This window comes from Nicoliella sp. ESL1120, assembly GCF_058508515.1.
Genome location: NZ_CP196383.1, coordinates 1,207,940 through 1,228,512, shown reverse-complemented (window position 1 = coordinate 1,228,512; position 20,573 = coordinate 1,207,940). Strand labels below are relative to the sequence as shown.

Below are 20,573 nucleotides of genomic sequence, written 5' to 3'. Positions count from 1 at the left end.
GATGGACGCGTTTGCAATGCTTCAATTAATTGAGCGGCTCCATGATTCTAAATACCAGATTAAAGAGACTGCTTACCAAACGGCGCGGCAATTCATTCAACAAAATCCAACCGCAATGTTCGATCGTAAAAACATGCACGGTCACTTTAGCGCCAGTGCGTTTGCTTGGCAGGACCAATCGATTTGGTTCATTAAGCATCCCTACCTTCACACGATTTTATTACCAGCGGGGCACGTCGAATTGGGTGAGACCCCATTAATGACTGCGCAGCGTGAGTATCGTGAAGAGACTGGCTTTGCGACCCATCCAATCAATGATTCATTGAATGGCTTGCGGGATTTAAACATTATTTCGATTCCTGCTAATCCATTAAAAAATGAGGGAGCTCATTTTCACGTTGATTTGCGGTATGAATTAGCGATTAGTTCCCAACAACGGGCCCAGGCCGAGCTGCCTAGTTTTTTGATTGATCGTTGTGAAGCGCCATGCGAATTTCATAAATATTTTGATCAGCGAAAATAAAAAGGAGAAGACAACTGTCTTCTCCTTTTTATTAGAATGCCCCAAGCAGGATTCGAACCTGTACTTGATAAAATCAAACAGCGACCTGAACGCTGCGCGTCTGCCAATTCCGCCATTGGGGCAAAGCAACATTCATTTTACTATAGTTTGGAAATAAAATAAAGCTGATTATCATAATTTAGTTGCTAAATTACGAGAAATGGTTATTATAAATAACTAGGAATTATGGTAAACTGCTTTTCAACTTTTGTTAAGAAATGGCAACGTTGGTAGTTTGCTAAACTATTTTTTGATACAATTAGTATTTGAAGAATATTTAAACTTAATTTAAAAATAAATAAGAATTGATAATAACAAAGGGGAAAATTAATATGTGTGGATTCACTGGTTATGTAAATCAAAAGGATGTCCCTAGCAATACGATCGTTAATATGGCAAATCGGATCAGACATAGAGGTCCTGATGACGAACAATACTTTCAAGATGATCATATTTCGATGGGATTTCGGCGCTTATCCTTCCTTGATTTAGCACATGGTGGGCAACCAATGTTTAGTGAGGACAATACTAAGGTCTTGACTTTTAATGGTGAAATTTATAACTATGAAGAAATCAGAGAAGAATTAAAGCAAAAGGGTTACAAGTTCTATACTGACGTTGACTCTGAAGTTTTAATTCGCGGTTATGAAGCATGGGGTCCAGAACTACTTAAAAAGCTCCGTGGAATGTACGCATTTGTTATCTATGATAGCAAGAAGCAAGAAATCTTTGGGGTTCGTGATCACTTTGGGATTAAGCCGCTTTATTACTACGATGATGGTGATGCCTTCATGTGGGGTTCAGAAATTAAGGCTTTCTTGGATAACCCAATGTTCAATAAAGAGTTAAATATTGATATGTTGCCAATCCACTTAAGTTTTGAATTTATTCCATCTCGCGATACCATGTTTAAAAATGTTTATAAGGTATTGCCAGGACAATACTTTATTCACCACATTGGCGGCGAGACTGAATTGCACCGCTACTTTAGATTTAATTACGATCACGTTGATGAAAATCAAACCATTGATGGTGACGCTAAGCAAATTAGTAAGATCGTTAAGGACTCCGTTGAAAAACACATGATCTCAGATGTTCCAGTGGGGAGCTTTTTATCAAGTGGTGTTGATTCCAGTTACGTATTGAATGAGGCTTCGAAGCTAAAGCCAATTCAATCATTTTCACTTGGTTTTAAAAACTCTAAGTACAGTGAATTAGCATGGTCAACAGAATTTGCGAAGGAAATTGGTCAAAAGAACACACCCGTATACATTAATGGGGATGATTACTTTAATTTCTTACCAACCATGATGTATTACATGGACGAACCGCTCTCCAACCCATCCGCCGTCCAACTTTACTACTTATCCAAGCGGACGCGCCAAGATGTAAAAGCCGCACTATCTGGTGAAGGAGCCGATGAATTTTTCGGTGGTTACAATACTTACTTAGAAGCATTTCCGTTTGAACGCTACCAAAAATGGGTTCCTAAGGCAGTTCGGAAGGGCTTGGCTGCAGTGGCTGAAAAAATGCCACGGTTCCATGGTCGCCGCTTCTTGATCAGAGGGGCCCAACCACTTAGTGAACGTTACTATCGGGTCAACTACGTCTTTAACTACGATGACCGTGCGAAAGTCTTGAAGGATCCATCGCTCAACCAGGATTCAGGACAATTCACTAAGCACATCTTTGATGAAGTCAGTGGTAAGGATGAAATGACGCAAATGCAATACTTCGATATCAATACGTGGTTACCATTTGATATCTTGCACAAGGCCGATCGAATGAGCATGTGTAACTCCTTGGAAGTGCGGACTCCATTGGTCGATCGTGAAGTGGCTGCGTTTGCTGCTACGATGCCAATCAAGACGCGAATCCATAAGGGTGAAACTAAGGTCTCATTGCGTAGAGCAGCAATGGCTGCGTTACCCGAAAAGGTTGCTAATAAGGAAAAATTAGGTTTCCCATCCCCAATTGCTTCATGGATGAACATGCCTAAATTCCACGAACAAATTGAAGAAGCGTTCACTTCTGACGTTGCGCAACGGTTCTTTAATGTTGATGAATTACAACGAATCGTAAAGGAACACGCAAGCGGAAAATCAAATATGCAAAAGATTTTCACAATTTATACTTTCATTCTTTGGTACGAAGTGTTTTTCCCAGAAAATACATCTGCTGATACGATTAAAAAAGTTCATAAAACAAAATAATTTTGTTTTAGGAAGGGTGAATTGCAGTGGCTTTAAAAAGCGCGGAAATTATCACACTACTACAAGAGCACGCACTGTTGACCAAGGTCGTTGGGCCGATCGACCAAGTTAGCTTTACAAATATTGAATATGACTCTCGGGCGATCAAAGCCAATGGGTTATTCTGTTGCAAGGGCAATTTTAAACCCGAATACCTGACGGCTGCCGTTAACAATGGTGCCACTGGTTACTTAGCTGAACAAGAACTGCCCACTGCTGCGGCTTCCTTACCTGCAATCATTGTCAGTGATGTGCAAAAAGCAATGGCCTTATTAGGAGCGGCATTTTATGGTTATCCCCAAAATGAGCTATTCATTATCGCCTATACTGGGACGAAGGGGAAAACGACTGCTTCTTACTTTACCGATGCTAGTTTGCAGGAAGTAACGAACGGGCGGACCGCAATGTTTTCAACCATTGATACGGTCGTTGGACCCAAAGCGAGTCAACGTTTTAAGTCCCATCTGACTACTCCAGAATCACTAGATGTTTTTAAGCATATGCGAATGGCAGTTACTAACGGGATGACAACTTTGGTGATGGAAGTATCATCGCAAGCATACAAGAAAAATCGGGTCTATGGATTACACTTTGACGTCGGAATCTTCTTGAACATTTCACCAGATCATATCGGAGCCAATGAACACCCGACGTTTGCTGATTACTTGCATTGCAAAGAACAACTATTGGTCAATTCGAAGGTCTGCATTATTAATGCTGAGACTGATTACTTGAATGACGTTTATCAAACTGCCAAGGCGACTTCTCAACCAGCTGATATCTATTTGTTCGCGCGTAAACATGCTAAAACTCAATTACCGTTACCAATCGATTTTAGTTACATCAGTACTGCTGATACCCTGGAACATAATGCAATTAAGGTATTTGCAAATGATGAACGGGCAAAGCGATTATCAATTGCAGCTGATTATCAACTAGCGCTTGCTGGTGATTATAATGAATCGAATGCGATGGCTGCAATCATTGCCGCTGCTTTGGCTGGTGCCAATGCAGAGCAGATCGATCGCGGGCTGGCTAGCGTTTTGATTCCTGGACGAATGGAAAGTTATCATGCTAATGGCCATGGAACGGTTTACGTTGATTATGCCCATAACTACGCTAGTATGCATGCCCTGTTAGGATTCTTAAAGCGTGAAAATCCAGCAGGGAGGGTAATCGTTGTGGTCGGTAGTCCTGGGAATAAGGGTGAAGATCGGCGTGAAGGGTTTGGCAAGGCCTTGACCGAAAGCGCCGATGTGGCTTTTCTTACGACTGATGATCCAGCATTTGAAGATCCAAAAGCAATTGCAAATGAAATCGATGCCCACATTGATCATCACCGAGTTGAAGTGCACTTTGAAATGGACCGCAAACAAGCGATTGAACGGGCAATCAATGCAGCTGGTGAACACGACATGGTCGTAGTCGCTGGTAAGGGACGCGATCCATATCAAAAGATCAATGGCGTCGATGTGCCCTACGAAACCGATTCGGTAGTAGTTAAAAATATCTTGAAGGGATTCTAAAATAATGAGTGAAACAGAATTTACCCCGATTTTGTTGGGGAGTGATTTTAATTGTTATGGAATGGCACGCTCACTTTATGAAAAGTATGGTAAACCAGTGAAGGCGTATGCCGAAATTCAGTTAGCGCCGACACGGTTCACTAAGATCGTTGATTTAGAGCTGATTCCAGGCTTTAGTGAAGATCCAGCATGGATCCAAGCAATGTTAAAATTAAAAGAACGTTATGCTAATCATCCAGAACCCGTCATCTTAATTGGGTGTGGGGATGGTTATGCTGAATTGATCTCGAAGCATAAAAAAGAGTTAGAAGATGTGTTCGTTTGTCCGTACGTAGATTATGATTTGATTCGGCAATTGAACAGTAAGGAAAATTTTTACAAGACCTGTGATAAGTATGACCTGCCCTACCCAAAGACTAAGATCATCAGCAAGGATATGTATGAAGACGCTGAGCCAATCGAGCAACCATTTGGCTATCCAGTCGCTTTGAAACCGACGAACAGTGTGGAATGGCTCGATGTGCACTTCGAGGGACGCAAAAAGGCGTTTACGATCAAGTCTGAAAAGGAATTTAATGAAATCGTTGGCAAGATTTATGATAATGGGTACCAATCTGATTTGATCTTGCAGGACTTCATTCCGGGTGACGACAGTAATATGCGGGTCTTGAATGCCTATGTGGATAAGAACCACCATGTTAAGATGATGTGTTTAGGTCATCCGTTATTAGAAGATTGTGCACCATCTGCGATCGGCAATTACGTTGCGATTATTCCAGAGTACAACCAGGTCATCTATGATCAAATTAAAACGTTTTTAGAAAAGATTGGTTTTACTGGGTACGCTAATTTTGATATGAAATACGACGTGCGGGATGGTTCGTTCAAGTTATTTGAAATTAATCTGCGGCAAGGGCGGAGTAGTTTCTTTGTTACCTTGAATGGCTATAATTTAGCGGATTGGGTCGTCCAAGACTACGCCTTTGACTCCCTCGATACTAAGCCAACCGTCTATGCGAATGATGATCCTGAAAAATATTACCTCTGGTTAGGGGTCAGTGTTTCAGTTTTCAAGCAATACGCCAAGGACAATGTTGAAAAGCATGCCGCGCTGAAACTGATTGATAAGCATCAATACGGCACGACATTCTGGTATTCCAAGGACCGCAATTTAAAACGGTGGGCATTGATGAAGTGGATGTTCCACAATTATAGTAAGAATTTTGCGAAGTACTTTGCAATTAATAAGGGGTAGTTCGAATGAAGCACTTTTTTTCGATTATCGGGGGAATGGGGACCGAAGCGACTGAAAGTTATATCCACCTTTTGAATCAACGGACACCGGCCCATCGCGACCAAGACTATTTAAATTATATCTTGGTCAACCATGCGACGGTCCCAGATCGGACTGAGTACATTTTGGACCATACCAAACCCAGTCCGCTCCCTGATTTAATTGAAGATATTAAACAACAATCACAGTTGCATCCCGCCTTTTTTACGTTACCCTGTAATACGGCGCACTACTTTTTTGATGAGTTACAGTCGCAAACGGACGTGCCAATTTTACACATGCCCCGTGAAGCGGTAAAGGAGATCAAAAATAAGTATCCAGCTGTTAAGCGTGTCGGATTGATTGCCACTAACGGAACGCTACATGACGGGGTTTATGACCATGAAATTAAGGCGGCCGGTTTAACAGTTGTGAAGCCTACTGATGAGATCAGAAATGAGACCATGAACCTGATCTATCATGACATCAAGGAAAACGGGACGGTCAATGAGGAGCGTTATCACCATATTTTAGATCGAATGGTCAACGAATTAAAAAGTGACATCGTCATCCTGGGCTGTACCGAGTTATCTGTTGCTGAAGAACGGGCTGGTAACCATTCCTATCCCGTAATGGATGCGCAATCAGTATTAGTAGATCGCACGATCGCACTAGCTGAACAGTATCGAAAAGCAAAATAAAAAGATCCCAAAAGTTGAAATAACTTTTGGGATCTTTTTTTACCTTAGTGCAAGTGATTGGGCAATGATTGCCGCTAAAATAGTGCAAGATAATCCAAGTGTATCCAAGCGCGTTAGGACTTGTGATTCTAATTTTTGATAACTCCGTTCGATCACTGCGACTGAGATAATGCAAAGCACGTCACTAATGATAACGGAAATCGCACTATGGTGAAAGATCCGAATGCTAATCACGAATTGACTACTGATGATCAAAAAATAAAAGATCCTGGACCAAATCAGCGATTGAATAATTCGTTTTGCATAGTCGCGAGTGAAACCAGTGATGAGTGAAATAATCAATAATCCCCATAGCACAAAGTTCAATGTGACCCACATCGAGATGGCCCCCTTTAAAATTAAATTATATTCTCATTTTAGCACACTTAAATTTAAGAATTATTAAAGGATGCGTGCAAAATAATAATATAAGTGTTATATTGTTACTGTATTCTAATTAAAAATTAATTTTTGAGGTGATTGTTTATGACAAGAAAAATCGGTGTAATCGGAAGTGGGCACGTTGGTTCAACGGTTGCCCATTACATAGTTTCAGCAGGATTTGCGGATGAATTGGTGATGATCGACACCAATGAAGCCAAGGTCGTCTCAGATGCAGTTGATTTAAGAGATGCAATGCCTAATTTACCATTCCATACAAATATTACGGTTAATGATTATTCAGCATTAAAGGATGCCGACGTAGTGATCTCAGCAATGGGGAAGGTTAGCTTACAAAGTAGTGAATCTTCAGACCGATTTGCTGAATTACCATTTACCAGTGCTCAGGTAAAAGAAGTTGCTGAAAACCTTAAAGAATCTGGTTTTAACGGGGTGTTAGTTGATATTTCTAACCCTTGTGATGTAATTACTTCATTCTATCAAAAATACACTGGCTTACCAAAGAATCAAGTGATCGGGACTGGAACTTTATTGGACTCAGCACGAATGTTACGTGAAGTCAGTGAACAATTACACGTTGACCCCCATTCAGTTCATGGGTACAACTTAGGGGAACACGGTAATTCTCAATTTACTGCTTGGTCGACCGTAACCGTTTTTGATAAGCCAATCACAGAATTAGCTGCTGAAAACGGCCTAGATCTAGATGCTTTAGATGATGGTGCTCGTAAGGGTGGTTTCGAAGTCTTCAAGGGGAAGCAATACACTAATTACGGGGTGGCCACTGCCGCAGTTAAATTAGCCAATGCTGTTTTATCCAATTCATTGAGCGTGTTACCAGTTTCTAACTATCAACCTGATTTAGACGTTTACTTATCATATCCAGCCGTTGTTGGTCGGAAGGGTGTTGTAAAACGAGTTGAATTAGACTTAACTCCTGAAGAACAAGCCAAGTTACAAAAATCAGCTGACTTTATCAAGGGGAACGTAAAGAAGTATAGCTAAAAATAAAAAGTCATTACCATTTAGGTAGTGACTTTTTATTTTGAATGTGTTACAATATTTTATTGTAATGCGGGTATAGTTTAGTGGTAAAATATGAGCTTCCCAAGCTTAGGTCGCGAGTTCGATTCTCGTTACCCGCTTTATCGAATCTTCGATAAATCAATCAATGATAAAAGAGTAGTAGGGACTTATGAATATGTAGCGATTTCGGGATGGTGCGAGCCGAATTATCCATGGTCTTGAAGGCGTGCTTTTTAGATTTTAAATTTTGAATATTAAGCGGATAATCATATCAATTAGAGTGGTACCGCGGATTATAAAACCATCCGTCTCTTGCAAATTTTATTTGCAAGGGACTTTTTAATTTTTCAGGAGGAAATGACATGGATAAATACAAACAACAAGTTGCTGCGTTGATTAGTTCTGCACTTGATGCTGAATCTGGCTTAGACCAAGAAACCGTATTACAAAAAATCGAACGGCCCAAGGACTCCAAGATGGGGGACCTTGCCTTTCCTACCTTTACATTGGCAAAGGTCTTACGCAAGGCACCGCAAATGATTGCCAAGGACCTAGTTGATAAGATCGATGCAACTGGTTTTGAAAAGGTCGTTGCAATGGGACCATATGTTAACTTTTTCCTGAGCAAGCCTGAATTTAGTCGTGATGTTTTAACGACCGTTCTATCCCAAAAAGCAGATTACGGTCAAAATCAAGATGGTCAAAATGGGAACGTGCCAATCGATATGTCATCACCAAACATTGCCAAGCCCATTTCAATGGGGCACTTGCGTTCAACTGTAATTGGAAACGCCGTTGCCAACATTTTGGCTAAGAACGGTTATCACCCAATCAAGGATAACCATTTAGGTGATTGGGGGACTCAATTTGGTAAGTTGATCACCGCTTATCTGAAGTGGGGGAACGAAGAAGACGTTAAACGCGATCCAATCAACTACTTAGTGAAATACTACGTTAAATTCCATAAGGAAGACGTTGAACACCCAGAATTAGACGATGAAGCTCGGGAATGGTTCAGTAAGCTAGAACATGGTGATAAGCAAGCGACTGAACTATGGAAGTGGTTCCGCTCCGTATCATTGGAAGCCTTCAACCAAATTTACGCTAAATTAGGTGTTACGTTTGATACCTATAATGGGGAAGCATTTTACAATGACAAGATGCCAGAAGTGATTCAAATGTTAAAAGATAAGCATCTTTTAAAGGAATCACAGGGGGCGCAAATCGTTGACTTGAGCAAGTATAACTTAAACCCTGCCTTGATCTTAAAGAGTGATGGGGCTTCACTATACATTACCCGTGATATTACGACTGCGATTTACCGTGATCGTGAATACCATCCAGCAATGAACCTCTACGTGGTTGGTTCAGAACAAACTTACTACTTCAAGCAATTAAAGGCCGTTTTAGAAGAAATGGACGTGCCTTCTGCTAAGGACTTACACCACATTCCATTTGGTTTGATCACCGTGAACGGTAAAAAGCTCTCGACGCGTTCCGGGCGGATCATCCTATTGGACGAAGTATTGAATGATTCGATTGCATTGGCTAAGCAACAAATCGAAGAGAAAAATCCAGATCTTAAGAACAAGGATGCAGTGGCTCAAGAAGTCGGTGTGGGGGCCATTATCTTTGGTGACTTGAAGAACGATAAGATGGATAGTATCGACTTTGTGCTAGAAGATCAATTAAGATTTGAAGGAGAAACTGGTCCATACGTTCAATATTCCAGAGTGCGGGCAGAAAGTATCTTAAGACGGGTTCCTGAATTCAATGCAGACAGTAGCAGCCGCGACTTAGACGATCCTGAATCATGGGAGATCATCAAATTATTGAATGACTTCCCAATGATTGTTAAGGATGCGTGTGCTGACTTTGAACCATCAGTAATTGCGAAGTATTCTTTACGATTAGCAAAGGCGTTCAATAAATATTACGCCCATACTCGCATCCTTGATGATAAGCAAATGTTAAATGCCCGTTTATCATTAGTTAAGAGTGTCTCGATCGTATTGAAGGAATCATTAAGATTATTAGGTGTTAAGTCACCCGATGAAATGTAATTTATTAAAAAATCTGTCATTTTATAATGGCAGATTTTTTGGTTTAAATCGTTAAAATTATTACCAAAATCATATCAAATATCTTAATTATGGTACAATTAAGGTTAATATTTGAAGGAGGCGAAATGCCTTTAATGAAACAGAATCAATCTAGTGCGGTGGGGAAATTAACACACACCTACTGGCAAAAATTTAGAAAAGTGCAAAAGTACATTTGGCATCGTTATCATATTAATCGTTGGATTATTATGGTCGTAATGGGAATTATTTTTTCGATGAGCACCTATTTAACGTTCGTTGCCAAAACAATGGATGTTCAAAATCTTAATTCATCGTTAAAACGTTCAACTGTTATCTACGATGTTAGTGATAAAAAGGCCGGGGAGTTATATTCGCAAAAGGGAACCTATGTTGGGATGAAAAACATTTCGCAAAACGTTCCAGATGCGATCCTATCTACCGAAGATCGGCATTTCTATAGTGAACATGGTTTTTCAGTTAGCGGGTTCGGTCGCGCTGGTCTCTTGTGGGTAAAAAATAAAGTTTTAGGGCATGATTACATTAGTGGTGGGGGAAGTACGATCACCCAACAACTAGTGAAGAACGCCTATCTATCACAAGAACAAACCTTTTCTCGAAAATTGAAGGAACTATTTATTTCGATTCAGGTTGAAAACGTCTATTCTAAAAATCAAATTTTAACGATGTACATGAATAATGCTTACTTTGGTAATGGTGTTTATGGGGTCAGCGATGCCGCAGAGCGTTACTTTGGGACATCGGTCAAGAACCTACCAGTTCAAGATGCAGCGGTGTTAGCAGGGATGTTGACGAATCCGAGTGGTTATAATCCGATTGATCACCCTAGATTAGCTTTACAACGTCGGAATACCGTCTTGGACTTAATGGTCGAAAATGGCAAACTGACTAGGGCGGCAGCCGCTAGGTACAAGGCGCAACCAATTGAAGTTAAGGATAATTATACCTATAAGGATAGTTATCGTTATCCTTATTACTTTGATGCAGTTATCAATGAAGCGATTAGTAAGTATGGGCTGAGTGAAGCTGATATTATGAACCGTGGATATAAAATTTATACTAACTTGAACCAAAGTCAGCAAACTGCAATGCAAAATAACTTTAATGATCCTAGCATGTTCCCGAACAATGCTGCTGATGGAACCAAGGTCCAAGCGGCTTCGATCTCTGTCAATCCACAAACTGGGGGCGTAAATGCAGTAGTGGGTGGTCGTGGTAAACATGTTTTTAGGGGTTATAATCGTGCTACCCAGATGAAACGTCAACCTGGTTCGACCATGAAGCCACTTGCGGTCTATACTCCAGCGTTGGAGAATGGCTATAATTTTGACTCAGAACTAGTAAACGCAAAGAAGTCGTATGGTAAAAATAAATATACCCCACAAAATTATGACGACCAATATACAGGGAAGGTCCCAATGTATGAAGCATTGGCCCAAAGTATGAATGCGCCTGCAGTTTGGTTATTAAACAAGATCGGGATTCAAAGTGGTTATGAATCGGTAAAGAAATTTGGAATTCCGCTTTCTAATAGTGATAAGAACCTTTCATTAGCACTAGGTGGACTTTCAACTGGGGTTTCTCCCCAACAAATGGCTGGTGCATATACAGCGTTTGCAAATAATGGGGTAGCTACCAAACCTTACTATATTCGTAAAATCGTTGATGCCTCTGGGAACGTAGTGATTGATAATACTGCGCAACAAAAGGGGACGCGGGTGATGTCTGCGACGACCGCTAAAAATATGACTAGTATGATGCTAGGCGTTTTTGATAACGGAACCGGAGTCGATGCAAAGCCATATGGCTATCAAGTGGCCGGAAAAACTGGTAGTACAGAGGCCGATTCGACAGCCGATGCTGATGCAACTCGTGATAAGTGGATCATTGGTTATACGCCGAATGCGGTGGTCGCTACTTGGGAAGGCTTTGATGATACCAATAGCAATCATCATCTTGAAAACCTTAGTGGAACTGGAATTGGGCCTCTATTTAAGAGTGAAATGACCTCAATCATTCCGACTACTAAGCAGACTCAATTTGACGTTAAGGATGCCCAAACGATTATTGATGAACGAAACAGTAGTAATAACAGTAATAGTAGTTCTAACATTTGGGATAATGTTAAGAATGGCAGCAATAGCATTAGTAAGAACATTGAAAGTGGTTTTGATAAAGTGAAAAAACAAACTAGTAAATGGTTCAATGATGCTAAACAATTCCTTGGTGGCAAGTAAAATTACGGACTAAAAAAGTCCTACTGAATATTAAATTCAGTAGGACTTTTTTTGGTTAATTATTTTTTGCTACTTGATGAATCGGAGCTTTCTGAAGTGATGTAACTAGCTAGAATATCCTTTAATTGGTTATCCTTGATGTCAACGTTACCGTTTCTAAGTACTTTCGCAACGATGTTGTGTAATACAGTACTATCTGACATTTCTGAAGTTACGATTTGATCCTTCAATTCGCTAACGTGATCCTTGTAACTCCCCTTAGCAGGGTGGTTAACCATTTGAATTACTTGGTAACCATATTGAGTCTTAACAGGGGTAGTAGTGTAATCACCCTTCTTTTCAAGCTTATATGCTGCCTTCTTGAATGCGGAGTCAACAGATGATGAAGTGTTATCAAATGCTGGTAGCCGTCCACCCTTGTTCTTAGTGGAAGTATCAGTAGAGTACTTCTTAGCTAAGGTAGCGAAACTAGTGCCGCTCTTAAGTTGGCTAATTACAGTTTCAGCGGTTGACTTCTTAGCAACTAAGATCGTGTTAACAGTAATCTTAGGTTGGTAACTCTTGAATTGCTTTTGAAGTGCTGAATCGGAGAAATTAGTGTTAGCCCGAACTGCTTGTTCTAACAAGAGGTTATCTCTAATTTGGCCCTTGAAAGTTGAATTAGTAAGTCCTTGTTGTTGAAGAACTGCACTAAATTGTGATCCATATTGGGACTTGTATTGATTAAATAGCTTGTTAACCTGTGAATCTTTAACCTTGCTACCATAGTTTTTTTCAAGTACCTTGTTCAAAATCATTTGTTGAAGGACTTGTTTACCATTAGAAGTTTCCTTCAAGCTACTGTAGTATTGGCTTTGAGTAATCTTACCACCATTAGTAGTTGCAACAGCGGAACTACCACAGGCTGCTAAGGTTAAACTCAAAAATACTCCGGCTACTCCAACTAGCCATTTTTTCATAAAAAAAACACATCCATTCGTACAAAATTAATATAAGTATTGATATTCAACATGTTCCAATATAACACAATTCGGATTTCATCGACACATGCAAAATTGACCTTAAACAAAAATTAAATGAAACGACTATTTTAACTTTTTGATCGTTTGATTGATGATATCGAGGTGGGGTTGAATTTCAAATGAATATTCGCTGATGATAGTTTGAACGTCATTAATTGTTTTTTGACTTCTGGTTAATTCAGCTTTGAATTTATTCAACGCATCCGTGAATTGAGCGCGGTCATGATTAAATTTTTTGGCTTGCTCAGTTTTTTGAATTGCAAAATTTTTAACATTCGTAAAGAATTGTTGAGGTGATTCACGGTTTGCCACTAAATAGACCCCCAGCGCACCAGCTGAAACACCGACTAACTTGGCTAATCCCTTCATGCTCATTCCTCCACTTGTTCCTTAATTGCATGTGCAATTTCATTATATTTAGCGTCATCGTATTGCCCAGAATTATCCGCAAAGTTCATGCTGAAGCCGTCTTTATTTGAATATCTAGGAATTAAATGAAAATGGGAGTGAAATACGGATTGGTAGGCCACTTCACCATTGTTGTTGACGATATTCATCCCCTTGATATCAGGGTTGAACTTACGGATTCCACGGGCGATCTTAGGGATGCGGGCAAAGACCTGGCTGGCAAAGTCAGCATCATATTCATAGATGTTTGGAACGTGCTTTTTAGGAATCACTAACGTGTGGCCAGGAGTGGCTTGTGAGATGTCTAAAAACGCTTTGACAATGTCGTCTTCATAAACAGTGTAGCTGGGGATATCCCCGTTGATAATTTTACAAAAGATACAATCAGTCATATTAATTACCTACCTTATTATTTATTAAGTTAATTATACACTATCCAAAAATGCTTTTGAAAATAAAGGGTCATCTTTGCATTATGCTATAATATAGTTAAACTAAAAATAGAGGAGGAATTGAATTGTCCTTAGAGGTAAAAAACGTAATTGGGGGCTATTCGCAAGTTCCCGTATTAAAGGATGTTTCATTTGACGTTCAAGACGGTGAACTAGTGGGATTGATCGGGCTCAACGGAGCTGGAAAGTCCACTACGATCAACCACATTATCGGGTTATTAACCCCATTTTCAGGGTCGATCGAGATTAACGGGTATCAAATTACCAACAATAATGAAAATTATAAACAACAGCTCGCCTACATTCCAGAAATTCCGGTGTTATATAACGAATTAACGCTGCGTGAACACATTGAAATGACGATCATGGCGTATTCACTTGACCATGATCAGGCGTGGGAAAAGGCCCACCAGCTATTAAAAACGTTTCGACTCGATAACAAACTGGAATGGTTCCCCGTTGACTTTTCCAAGGGGATGAAGCAAAAGGTGATGATCGTTTGTGCGTTTATGACCGATGCCAAGATGTTTGTGATCGACGAACCATTCTTAGGGCTTGATCCGCTGGCAGTTAACGATTTATTGGCGTTGATTAAAGATCGTAAAAAACAGGGCTGCAGTATTTTAATGTCAACACACGTTTTAGACACTGCCGAACGCTTTTGTGATCGCTTTGTATTGATCAACGATGGTCAAATTAAGATTGAAGGGGACCTAGCTAAAATCAAGGAAGCATTCCCGAATGCGGGCGATTCTTTGAACAACATCTATCTTGCGCTAGCCAAGGGTGAGGCGTAATGAGCGATTTATTTAAACAACGTTTAGCCCACCATCTAGGTGAAATGGCCAAGTATATGCGTTATGTATTCAATGACTTTTTTGTGATTGCACTGATGTTTTTGATCGGGGGGCTGGGACTATCATATTCGAACCTCTTGAAGCAATTGCACCCTGGGCTTTGGTGGTCAGTAATCGTTATTTTATTAGTGACCCTAATGGGCCAAGTTTTTAGTCACCTCGCAACGCTGATCAAACCAGCTGATCGGGTTTTCTTAATTCCACGGGAAGCCGAAATGGTCAATTATTTAAAATCAGCACGTAATTATAGTATTTTAATGGCGTTGCTCCCCCAATTAGCAATTTGGTTCGTGTTATTACCATTTATGCGGGTAACGATGAATTGGAGTTTGTTCGATCTGGTGGGGGTTTTATTGACGATGGTCTTCTTGAAGAGTGCCGACATTGATGGAGCTTTGAATCAAGCTTACTACCACCAATCGCATCTGCGACTTAAGTGGCTGCTAAACGTGGTTGCACTAGGGATTACAGTTTTAATTCCCGCTTTAGGGATGCTGATCAGCGCTTTATATCTGGTTATGACAGCTGCTAAACAACGGCACCTTGCTAATAAATCGCTTGATTGGCGTTATTTAATCGAAATGGAAAATACGCGAATGCTTGCGCTTTACAAGTTCTTCAACCTCTTTACTGATGTTCCAAACATTCAAGGGACGACTAAACGGCGCCGCTACCTTGATTTCTTGATCAATAGAATCAAAGTGACGCCCAAGAACGTTTATTTATACCTTTACGGGCGCTCAATCGTCAGAAATGGTGAATATAGTGGCTTACACATTAGGTTAACGGTGATTGGCGCAATCCTATTAGTGGGGGTTGGTGGGACCTACCTCCCAATTTTAATTGGGTTGTTGTTCCTGTACTTGATCGGTTTTCAATTAATTCCATTTTATTTTCACTTTGCTAACAATGTGTTCACCCACGTCTATCCAGTTGCTCCCCAGCTCCAAATTGCCAGTTTTAAAAGGATTATTTCAATCTTATTGCTGGTTTCAGCCGTTATTTTCTCGATCATGACCTTGATTGGAAGTCATTCAATCGTCACAGCTGGGCTTAGCTTGATTTTAAATCTTGCTGAGGTTTGGGCGCTCACGAATCAATTGATCACTAATAAAATTAACAAGAAGTTAAACTAAAGGAGTTTCAAATGCGAGTAAGACATAAATCATGGGCCAAGCCCTACATCGAATCTAAACCTGAACTAATCGTTACCAATGCCGAAGAATGGGTGGGAAAATGGAACCAACGCTTTACAAAGCAACAACCGATCCACTTAGAAATCGGGATTGGGAAGGGGCAATTCATCATTGAAATGGCCAAACGCAATCCCGAAATCAATTTCATCGGAATCGAACTACAAGAGTCAGTAATTGCGGTCGCCTTGCGGAAGTTAGTCGAAGAGGGTCTGACCAACGTTCAATTAGTGGAAACCGACGGAGCTTTGGTCAATACGCTGTTCAAGGCGGGAGAAATTGATAAGATGTACCTTAACTTTTCTGACCCCTGGCCTAAAAAGCGGCATGCCAAGCGTAGATTGACCTCACCTGATTTCTTAGCTAGCTATCGAGACGTATTAAAAGCTGGTCATCAACTTGAATTTAAGACTGATAATCGGGGACTGTTTGAATATTCATTGATTTCGTTCAATCAGTTTGGGACCAACTTTGAGTTTGTATCCTTAGATCTACACAATAGTCCTGAACAGGCTGAAAACGTTGAAACTGAATACGAAGCTAAGTTTAGTCAAAACGGCCCAATCTATAAAATTGTGATAACGTTTAAAACTGCTTAATTGGGTGTATATCTGTTTTATAAAGATCGATGATTTGACCTCGTTGATTGGCAGTAAATTGATATTCAATAATTGTTTGATGATCTAAGATGTTGATCCCACCGAGGTAATAATTTTCGGTAATTAATTGATATTCGGGCCGTAACCATGTTCCATAGATCTTTTGAAGCGCAAACTGGCGGTGGAGTTGTTGATAGATTCTTTTTTCAATTTTAGCGTGCACGCCTGCTTTGATAAATCCTAAAGCTGCAACGGCAATAATGCTGAGCCCCATTTTCATTTTCGTTCTATTTTTCAATAATTACACCTGATTTCTATTGAATTTGACGCTATACTATTATTATAATCAAAACAGAATAATTTGCTTGTGATTTAAGTTATAATTATTAGCATGGATTTAAAGGGAGGAATAACCATGGAAGAATTACAACCAATGAACTTATCAGAACTAAAGCAAAAGATTGCCAACGGTAAGTACATGCTTTTTTTCACCGCTAGTTGGTGTCCTGACTGTACTGTTATTAAACCAGCAATGCCTGAAATTGTTGCCAATCACCCCGAATACACTTTTCTTTCAGTTGATCGAGATGATAACATTGATTTAGCTGCTGAATTAAATATTTTTGGCATTCCCAGCTTCGTTGCCTTTGAAAACGGTGAAGAAGTGGGCAGATACGTTAATAAGGAACGCAAGACGCAAGCGCAAGTCGAAAACTTTATCGGCTCTTTAAACTAATTTTAGAAGGAATGATACAAAAGTGATAGCAAGTTATAATCCATCCCAAATGGGGGATGTTTTAGTTGTAATAATGCACCCAGATGTTGAAGACCAAGTCGTTGAACATAAAGGTGATGTTTTCAAAGTCTCAGCAGCAGAATCTGGACAAACTTTGGGATTTAACTTTTTTGCAGCGAGTCAGATTTTACCAGCGTTAAAGGATCAAAACGGACAAGTAACTTTGACCGCAGATGACGTTGCTAAATTGAACGTTGTTCTAAAGGATGCTGGTTTTACAGATCAACTAGTCGTTGATGAAGAGCCTAAATTCGTGGTGGGGTACGTAAAGACGGTTACTGACCATCCTAAGTCGACCCACCTTAAAATCACTGAAACTGAGGTCCAAGATGGCAAGACTCTTCAAATTGTCAGCGGTTCTCCAAACATGCAAGCAGACATCAAAGTTGTAGTTGCAGAAGTCGGGACGATGATGCCAAGTGGCTTGATAATTTGGCCTGGTGAATTAAAGGGCGTTACAAGCGATGGGATGATCTGTTCTGGAAGGGAACTTAGGTTGCCGAACGCACCTCAAAAACCTGGGGCGTTGATCTTACCTGATGATTACCAAGTTGGCACTAAATTTGATTTTATAAAAGCACAAAATCTATTTGAATAAGGAGTTGGTCACTCCTTATTTTTACATAATCTAATAATTTAACGTAAATTAAGGGTGAATAAAATGAATCACTATGATGGACCAGCGTTTTATAGACGCTTTTTACAAAAACCAAAATCAAATGATAATCAAGATAGTTATTCTAACAATAAGATGACTAGGGGCAATCGAAAAGATATCCGAGGCACGGGTGACTCTAGTAGCGGTAATTTTAGAACTAATGGTGAGAACATGATTTCTAAAATGACGAATGCTTTCACGCCAAAGGGCAATTATGCGAAAAGAGTCGTTGGTGATGAATATTTAAACGAGTCTAAGCTGGGCCGTTACTATCTGAAAATAATTCAGCAATTAGATAAGCAGGATTTTGATTGTATTTTATTTGACGATGGGTTGGATACACGTGCCAATTCGGATCTAATTCAATTTGGCGCTGTTGATGAACATCCAGAAAGTGTTGCTGCTGAGCAATTTTCAGATGATTTCACTAGCGATGCTAGTGAAAATGTCAGTGGGTTTGAATCAGCAGCCAGCAGTCATTATGCTAATCCGACAAGTGATGAGGAATACTATCAACGCTTACAAAATGAGCAATCCGATGCAGATAAGGGGATCCAGTCTGCTTCTGATGTAGCGCCGTCTTCTAAAGCATCGCATCATTTTGAACCTGATTCTCAATCAGTTGAGGTTGGTGATAACGATGCCGATGAAATGAATGATTCCGTTGATCGAAGTAAAAGTAGTAGCGAAGCAACCCCGCAGGATAAGACGCAGCGTTCTGAATCGGCATTTGTTGATACCAAACAGTCCGCTAATTCTAAAACCCCTAAGCGTGGGTTAGGGCATCCGCTTTCTGCGATCTTAAATAATGAACAAGATGCCCAAAAAGATGTGGAATTTTTCAAAGATGGTTTGAAAGAAGTGAAAGCAGCCCAGGAAGATGAACACCCTAAGGCTATCGCACGACCATCGGATGTAAAAACACTGCAGCCAACACCTGATGATGAGCCGATTGACGAACCAGCAAATAATGATGATAGTGATAAATCTGGCCATGAACTATTAAGCAGCGGGACTGAATACGAGCATGGTTATCAGTTCCCGCGCTTTAGCATGTTAAATGAACCGCACTTCCAAGATGATGATGATTTGGATGATTGGATCATTAAACAATCAGAAATTTTAGATCGAACTTTACATGCATTTCACGTTAACGCTGAAGTTGTTGATTGGACCAATGGGCCGACCGTTACCCAGTTCCAAGTGAAGTTAGCGTTGGGGGTTAAGGTTAGTAAAATTACTAATCTAAACGATGACTTAAAACTAGCGCTAGCCGCCAAGGACATCCGAATTGAAGCCCCAATCCCTGGGCGGACGACGGTGGGGGTCGAAATTCCAAATCCCAAGCCGCGCCCAGTAATGCTATCAGAAGTTTTAGATGATCAATCATTTAAAAATGCACAATCACCGTTGACGATTGCTTTGGGGGTCGATCTAACTGGAAAGCCACAGGTAACCGATATTTCAAAAATGCCCCATGGGTTAATTGCTGGTGCCACTGGTTCAGGGAAGAGTGTGTTCATCAACAGCCTATTGGTATCACTGCTTTATAAAGCGACCCCAGCGCAACTGCGGTTATTATTGATTGATCCAAAGGCGGTCGAACTAGCCCCTTATAATAAGCTTCCACACCTCTTGGCCCCAGTAATATCAGAACCAAACGAGGCTTCCGCTGCTTTGAAGTGGGCGGTCAAGGAGATGGATGAACGTTATGAAAAGCTAGCCGCTGGTGGTGCTAGGAATATTGAGCAGTTCAATACCAAGGCTGATGAAAATAATCAACCTGAATTGAAAATGCCATACATTGTGATCATCATTGATGAGTTGGCTGACTTAATGATGGTGGCATCAACTGAAGTGCAGGATTACATCGTTAGAATCACCCAAAAGGCTCGGGCAGCTGGAATTCATTTGATCGTTGCCACACAACGGCCAAGTGTTGATATTGTTACGGGGACCATTAAGAACAACATTCCAACTCGAATTGCGTTCATGGTTTCAAGTCAAGTGGACTCTAGAACGATTATTGATACTGCGGGTGCGGAACGTCTTTTGGGACGTGGTGACATGCTCTATTTAGGCAATGGAAAGAGTCAGCCGTTGCGGATTCAAGGAACGTTCGTTACCAATGAAGAAATTGAGCGCATCACTGCTGCGGTTAGGACCCAAGGGACGCCTAAGTATGCGTTTAATCCGAAGTCGTTGTTGAAAAAGGTCAATATGGTTCATCAACAAGATGAACTAATGCCTGAAGTATTGGCTTATATTGCAAAGGAAAATACGGTTTCCACTTCGAAATTACAACGGGTCTTTTCAATTGGCTATAACCGTGCAGCCACTTTGATCGATGATTTAGAACAACAGAATTATATTTCTGGTCAACATGGTTCTAAGCCACGTGAAGTATATCTTACTGAAGATGATTATAAAAAAATAAATCTTTAATAATAATTAGTAGCTATTCAGGG

The 20,573-nt window shown here is 40.4% G+C and carries 19 protein-coding genes and 2 tRNA genes; 15 read left to right on the top strand and 6 right to left on the bottom strand.

All coding sequences use genetic code 11. The features are described from left to right. The first annotated feature begins 1 nt into the window (after position 1). Positions 2–523 (top strand): NUDIX domain-containing protein, encoded by a 522-nt coding sequence (locus ACSYTE_RS05245; RefSeq protein WP_491716409.1) that lies wholly within the window; start codon positions 2–4, stop codon positions 521–523. Positions 524–560: 37 nt separating this feature from the next. Here the strand turns inward: ACSYTE_RS05245 and ACSYTE_RS05240 are convergent. Further along, positions 561–645, bottom strand: a tRNA-Leu gene (locus tag ACSYTE_RS05240). A gap of 249 nt (positions 646–894) precedes the next feature. On the opposite strand from ACSYTE_RS05240, the gene asnB reads away from it, so the two are divergent. From asnB to ACSYTE_RS05220, 4 genes are read left to right on the top strand one after another with little or no spacing between them, the layout of a single operon-like run. Further along, positions 895–2,775, top strand: coding sequence for an asparagine synthase (glutamine-hydrolyzing) (gene asnB, locus ACSYTE_RS05235; RefSeq protein WP_491716408.1), 1,881 nt, complete (start codon positions 895–897; stop codon positions 2,773–2,775). A 26-nt stretch (positions 2,776–2,801) separates the two neighbouring features. Continuing rightward, entirely contained in the window at positions 2,802–4,340 is a 1,539-nt protein-coding gene (locus ACSYTE_RS05230; protein ID WP_491716407.1) for a UDP-N-acetylmuramoyl-L-alanyl-D-glutamate--2,6-diaminopimelate ligase, read from the top strand. Positions 4,341–4,344: 4 nt separating this feature from the next. Continuing rightward, the gene (locus ACSYTE_RS05225) at positions 4,345–5,595 is read left to right on the top strand and encodes a carboxylate--amine ligase (protein WP_491716406.1); all 1,251 of its coding nucleotides are present in this window, start codon (positions 4,345–4,347) and stop codon (positions 5,593–5,595) included. Positions 5,596–5,600: 5 nt separating this feature from the next. Continuing rightward, positions 5,601–6,314: an aspartate/glutamate racemase family protein gene (locus tag ACSYTE_RS05220; RefSeq protein WP_491716405.1), complete on the top strand. Its 714-nt coding sequence runs from the start codon at positions 5,601–5,603 to the stop codon at positions 6,312–6,314. 39 nt (positions 6,315–6,353) lie between these two features. Here the strand turns inward: ACSYTE_RS05220 and ACSYTE_RS05215 are convergent, their stop codons facing one another. Continuing rightward, the gene (locus tag ACSYTE_RS05215; protein ID WP_491716404.1) at positions 6,354–6,692 is read right to left on the bottom strand and encodes a DUF1516 family protein; all 339 of its coding nucleotides are present in this window, start codon (positions 6,690–6,692) and stop codon (positions 6,354–6,356) included. Positions 6,693–6,839: 147 nt separating this feature from the next. Here ACSYTE_RS05215 and ACSYTE_RS05210 point away from each other — a divergent pair, with 147 nt between their 5' ends. From ACSYTE_RS05210 to ACSYTE_RS05195, 4 genes are all read left to right on the top strand, one after another. Beyond that, a complete protein-coding gene (locus tag ACSYTE_RS05210) occupies positions 6,840–7,760 on the top strand; it encodes an L-lactate dehydrogenase (protein ID WP_491716403.1) in 921 nt (306 codons plus the stop codon). Between the two features lie 69 nt (positions 7,761–7,829). Then, positions 7,830–7,900, top strand: a tRNA-Gly gene (locus tag ACSYTE_RS05205). 243 nt (positions 7,901–8,143) lie between these two features. Beyond that, on the top strand, positions 8,144–9,844 hold the full coding sequence (gene argS / locus ACSYTE_RS05200; RefSeq protein WP_491716402.1) for an arginine--tRNA ligase: 1,701 nt from the start codon (positions 8,144–8,146) through the stop codon (positions 9,842–9,844). A 134-nt stretch (positions 9,845–9,978) separates the two neighbouring features. Continuing rightward, on the top strand, positions 9,979–12,120 hold the full coding sequence (locus tag ACSYTE_RS05195; RefSeq protein WP_491716401.1) for a transglycosylase domain-containing protein: 2,142 nt from the start codon (positions 9,979–9,981) through the stop codon (positions 12,118–12,120). Positions 12,121–12,179: 59 nt separating this feature from the next. Here ACSYTE_RS05195 and ACSYTE_RS05190 read toward each other — a convergent pair whose 3' ends face one another. The 3 genes from ACSYTE_RS05190 to ACSYTE_RS05180 form a co-directional block, all read right to left on the bottom strand. Next, the gene (locus ACSYTE_RS05190) at positions 12,180–13,079 is read right to left on the bottom strand and encodes a peptidylprolyl isomerase PrsA (RefSeq protein ID WP_491716400.1); all 900 of its coding nucleotides are present in this window, start codon (positions 13,077–13,079) and stop codon (positions 12,180–12,182) included. Between the two features lie 126 nt (positions 13,080–13,205). Then, positions 13,206–13,511, bottom strand: a complete 306-nt coding sequence (locus ACSYTE_RS05185; RefSeq protein ID WP_491716399.1) for a hypothetical protein — start codon at positions 13,509–13,511, stop codon at positions 13,206–13,208. 2 nt (positions 13,512–13,513) lie between these two features. Continuing rightward, on the bottom strand, positions 13,514–13,942 hold the full coding sequence (locus tag ACSYTE_RS05180) for an HIT family protein (RefSeq protein WP_491716398.1): 429 nt from the start codon (positions 13,940–13,942) through the stop codon (positions 13,514–13,516). Positions 13,943–14,067: 125 nt separating this feature from the next. Here ACSYTE_RS05180 and ACSYTE_RS05175 point away from each other — a divergent pair, with 125 nt between their 5' ends. The 3 genes from ACSYTE_RS05175 to trmB are packed head-to-tail and all read left to right on the top strand — an operon-like array spanning position 14,068 to position 16,651. Beyond that, the gene (locus ACSYTE_RS05175; protein WP_491716397.1) at positions 14,068–14,799 is read left to right on the top strand and encodes an ABC transporter ATP-binding protein; all 732 of its coding nucleotides are present in this window, start codon (positions 14,068–14,070) and stop codon (positions 14,797–14,799) included. Further along, positions 14,799–15,995, top strand: coding sequence for an ABC transporter permease (locus ACSYTE_RS05170; RefSeq protein ID WP_491716396.1), 1,197 nt, complete (start codon positions 14,799–14,801; stop codon positions 15,993–15,995). Before ACSYTE_RS05175 ends, ACSYTE_RS05170 begins: the two co-directional genes overlap by 1 nt. An 11-nt stretch (positions 15,996–16,006) precedes the next feature. Further along, a complete protein-coding gene (trmB, locus tag ACSYTE_RS05165; protein WP_491716395.1) occupies positions 16,007–16,651 on the top strand; it encodes a tRNA (guanosine(46)-N7)-methyltransferase TrmB in 645 nt (214 codons plus the stop codon). Here the strand turns inward: trmB and ACSYTE_RS05160 are convergent. After that, positions 16,638–16,949: a hypothetical protein gene (locus ACSYTE_RS05160; RefSeq protein ID WP_491716394.1), complete on the bottom strand. Its 312-nt coding sequence runs from the start codon at positions 16,947–16,949 to the stop codon at positions 16,638–16,640. The genes trmB and ACSYTE_RS05160 overlap by 14 nt on opposite strands. Positions 16,950–17,066: 117 nt before the next feature. Here ACSYTE_RS05160 and ACSYTE_RS05155 point away from each other — a divergent pair, with 117 nt between their 5' ends. The 3 genes from ACSYTE_RS05155 to ACSYTE_RS05145 all read left to right on the top strand — a co-directional run bounded on the left by ACSYTE_RS05155 (position 17,067) and on the right by ACSYTE_RS05145 (position 20,550). Continuing rightward, positions 17,067–17,387: a thioredoxin family protein gene (locus ACSYTE_RS05155; RefSeq protein ID WP_491716393.1), complete on the top strand. Its 321-nt coding sequence runs from the start codon at positions 17,067–17,069 to the stop codon at positions 17,385–17,387. A 22-nt stretch (positions 17,388–17,409) separates the two neighbouring features. Next, positions 17,410–18,045, top strand: a complete 636-nt coding sequence (gene ytpR / locus ACSYTE_RS05150; protein ID WP_491716392.1) for a YtpR family tRNA-binding protein — start codon at positions 17,410–17,412, stop codon at positions 18,043–18,045. A 63-nt stretch (positions 18,046–18,108) separates the two neighbouring features. Then, the gene (locus ACSYTE_RS05145; RefSeq protein ID WP_491716391.1) at positions 18,109–20,550 is read left to right on the top strand and encodes a DNA translocase FtsK; all 2,442 of its coding nucleotides are present in this window, start codon (positions 18,109–18,111) and stop codon (positions 20,548–20,550) included. Positions 20,551–20,573: the final 23 nt, after the last annotated feature.

Coding starts and splice junctions, on each gene's coding strand:
- ACSYTE_RS05145 (WP_491716391.1), top strand. CDS start 18,109: ATGAATCACTATGATGGACCAGCGTTTTATAGACGCTTTTTACAAAAA.
- ACSYTE_RS05180 (WP_491716398.1), bottom strand. CDS start 13,942: ATGACTGATTGTATCTTTTGTAAAATTATCAACGGGGATATCCCCAGC.
- ACSYTE_RS05155 (WP_491716393.1), top strand. CDS start 17,067: ATGGAAGAATTACAACCAATGAACTTATCAGAACTAAAGCAAAAGATT.
- ACSYTE_RS05170 (WP_491716396.1), top strand. CDS start 14,799: ATGAGCGATTTATTTAAACAACGTTTAGCCCACCATCTAGGTGAAATG.
- ACSYTE_RS05195 (WP_491716401.1), top strand. CDS start 9,979: ATGAAACAGAATCAATCTAGTGCGGTGGGGAAATTAACACACACCTAC.
- ACSYTE_RS05185 (WP_491716399.1), bottom strand. CDS start 13,511: ATGAAGGGATTAGCCAAGTTAGTCGGTGTTTCAGCTGGTGCGCTGGGG.
- asnB (WP_491716408.1), top strand. CDS start 895: ATGTGTGGATTCACTGGTTATGTAAATCAAAAGGATGTCCCTAGCAAT.
- argS (WP_491716402.1), top strand. CDS start 8,144: ATGGATAAATACAAACAACAAGTTGCTGCGTTGATTAGTTCTGCACTT.
- ACSYTE_RS05225 (WP_491716406.1), top strand. CDS start 4,345: ATGAGTGAAACAGAATTTACCCCGATTTTGTTGGGGAGTGATTTTAAT.
- ACSYTE_RS05245 (WP_491716409.1), top strand. CDS start 2: ATGGACGCGTTTGCAATGCTTCAATTAATTGAGCGGCTCCATGATTCT.
- ACSYTE_RS05190 (WP_491716400.1), bottom strand. CDS start 13,079: ATGAAAAAATGGCTAGTTGGAGTAGCCGGAGTATTTTTGAGTTTAACC.
- ACSYTE_RS05215 (WP_491716404.1), bottom strand. CDS start 6,692: ATGTGGGTCACATTGAACTTTGTGCTATGGGGATTATTGATTATTTCA.
- trmB (WP_491716395.1), top strand. CDS start 16,007: ATGCGAGTAAGACATAAATCATGGGCCAAGCCCTACATCGAATCTAAA.
- ACSYTE_RS05220 (WP_491716405.1), top strand. CDS start 5,601: ATGAAGCACTTTTTTTCGATTATCGGGGGAATGGGGACCGAAGCGACT.
- ACSYTE_RS05210 (WP_491716403.1), top strand. CDS start 6,840: ATGACAAGAAAAATCGGTGTAATCGGAAGTGGGCACGTTGGTTCAACG.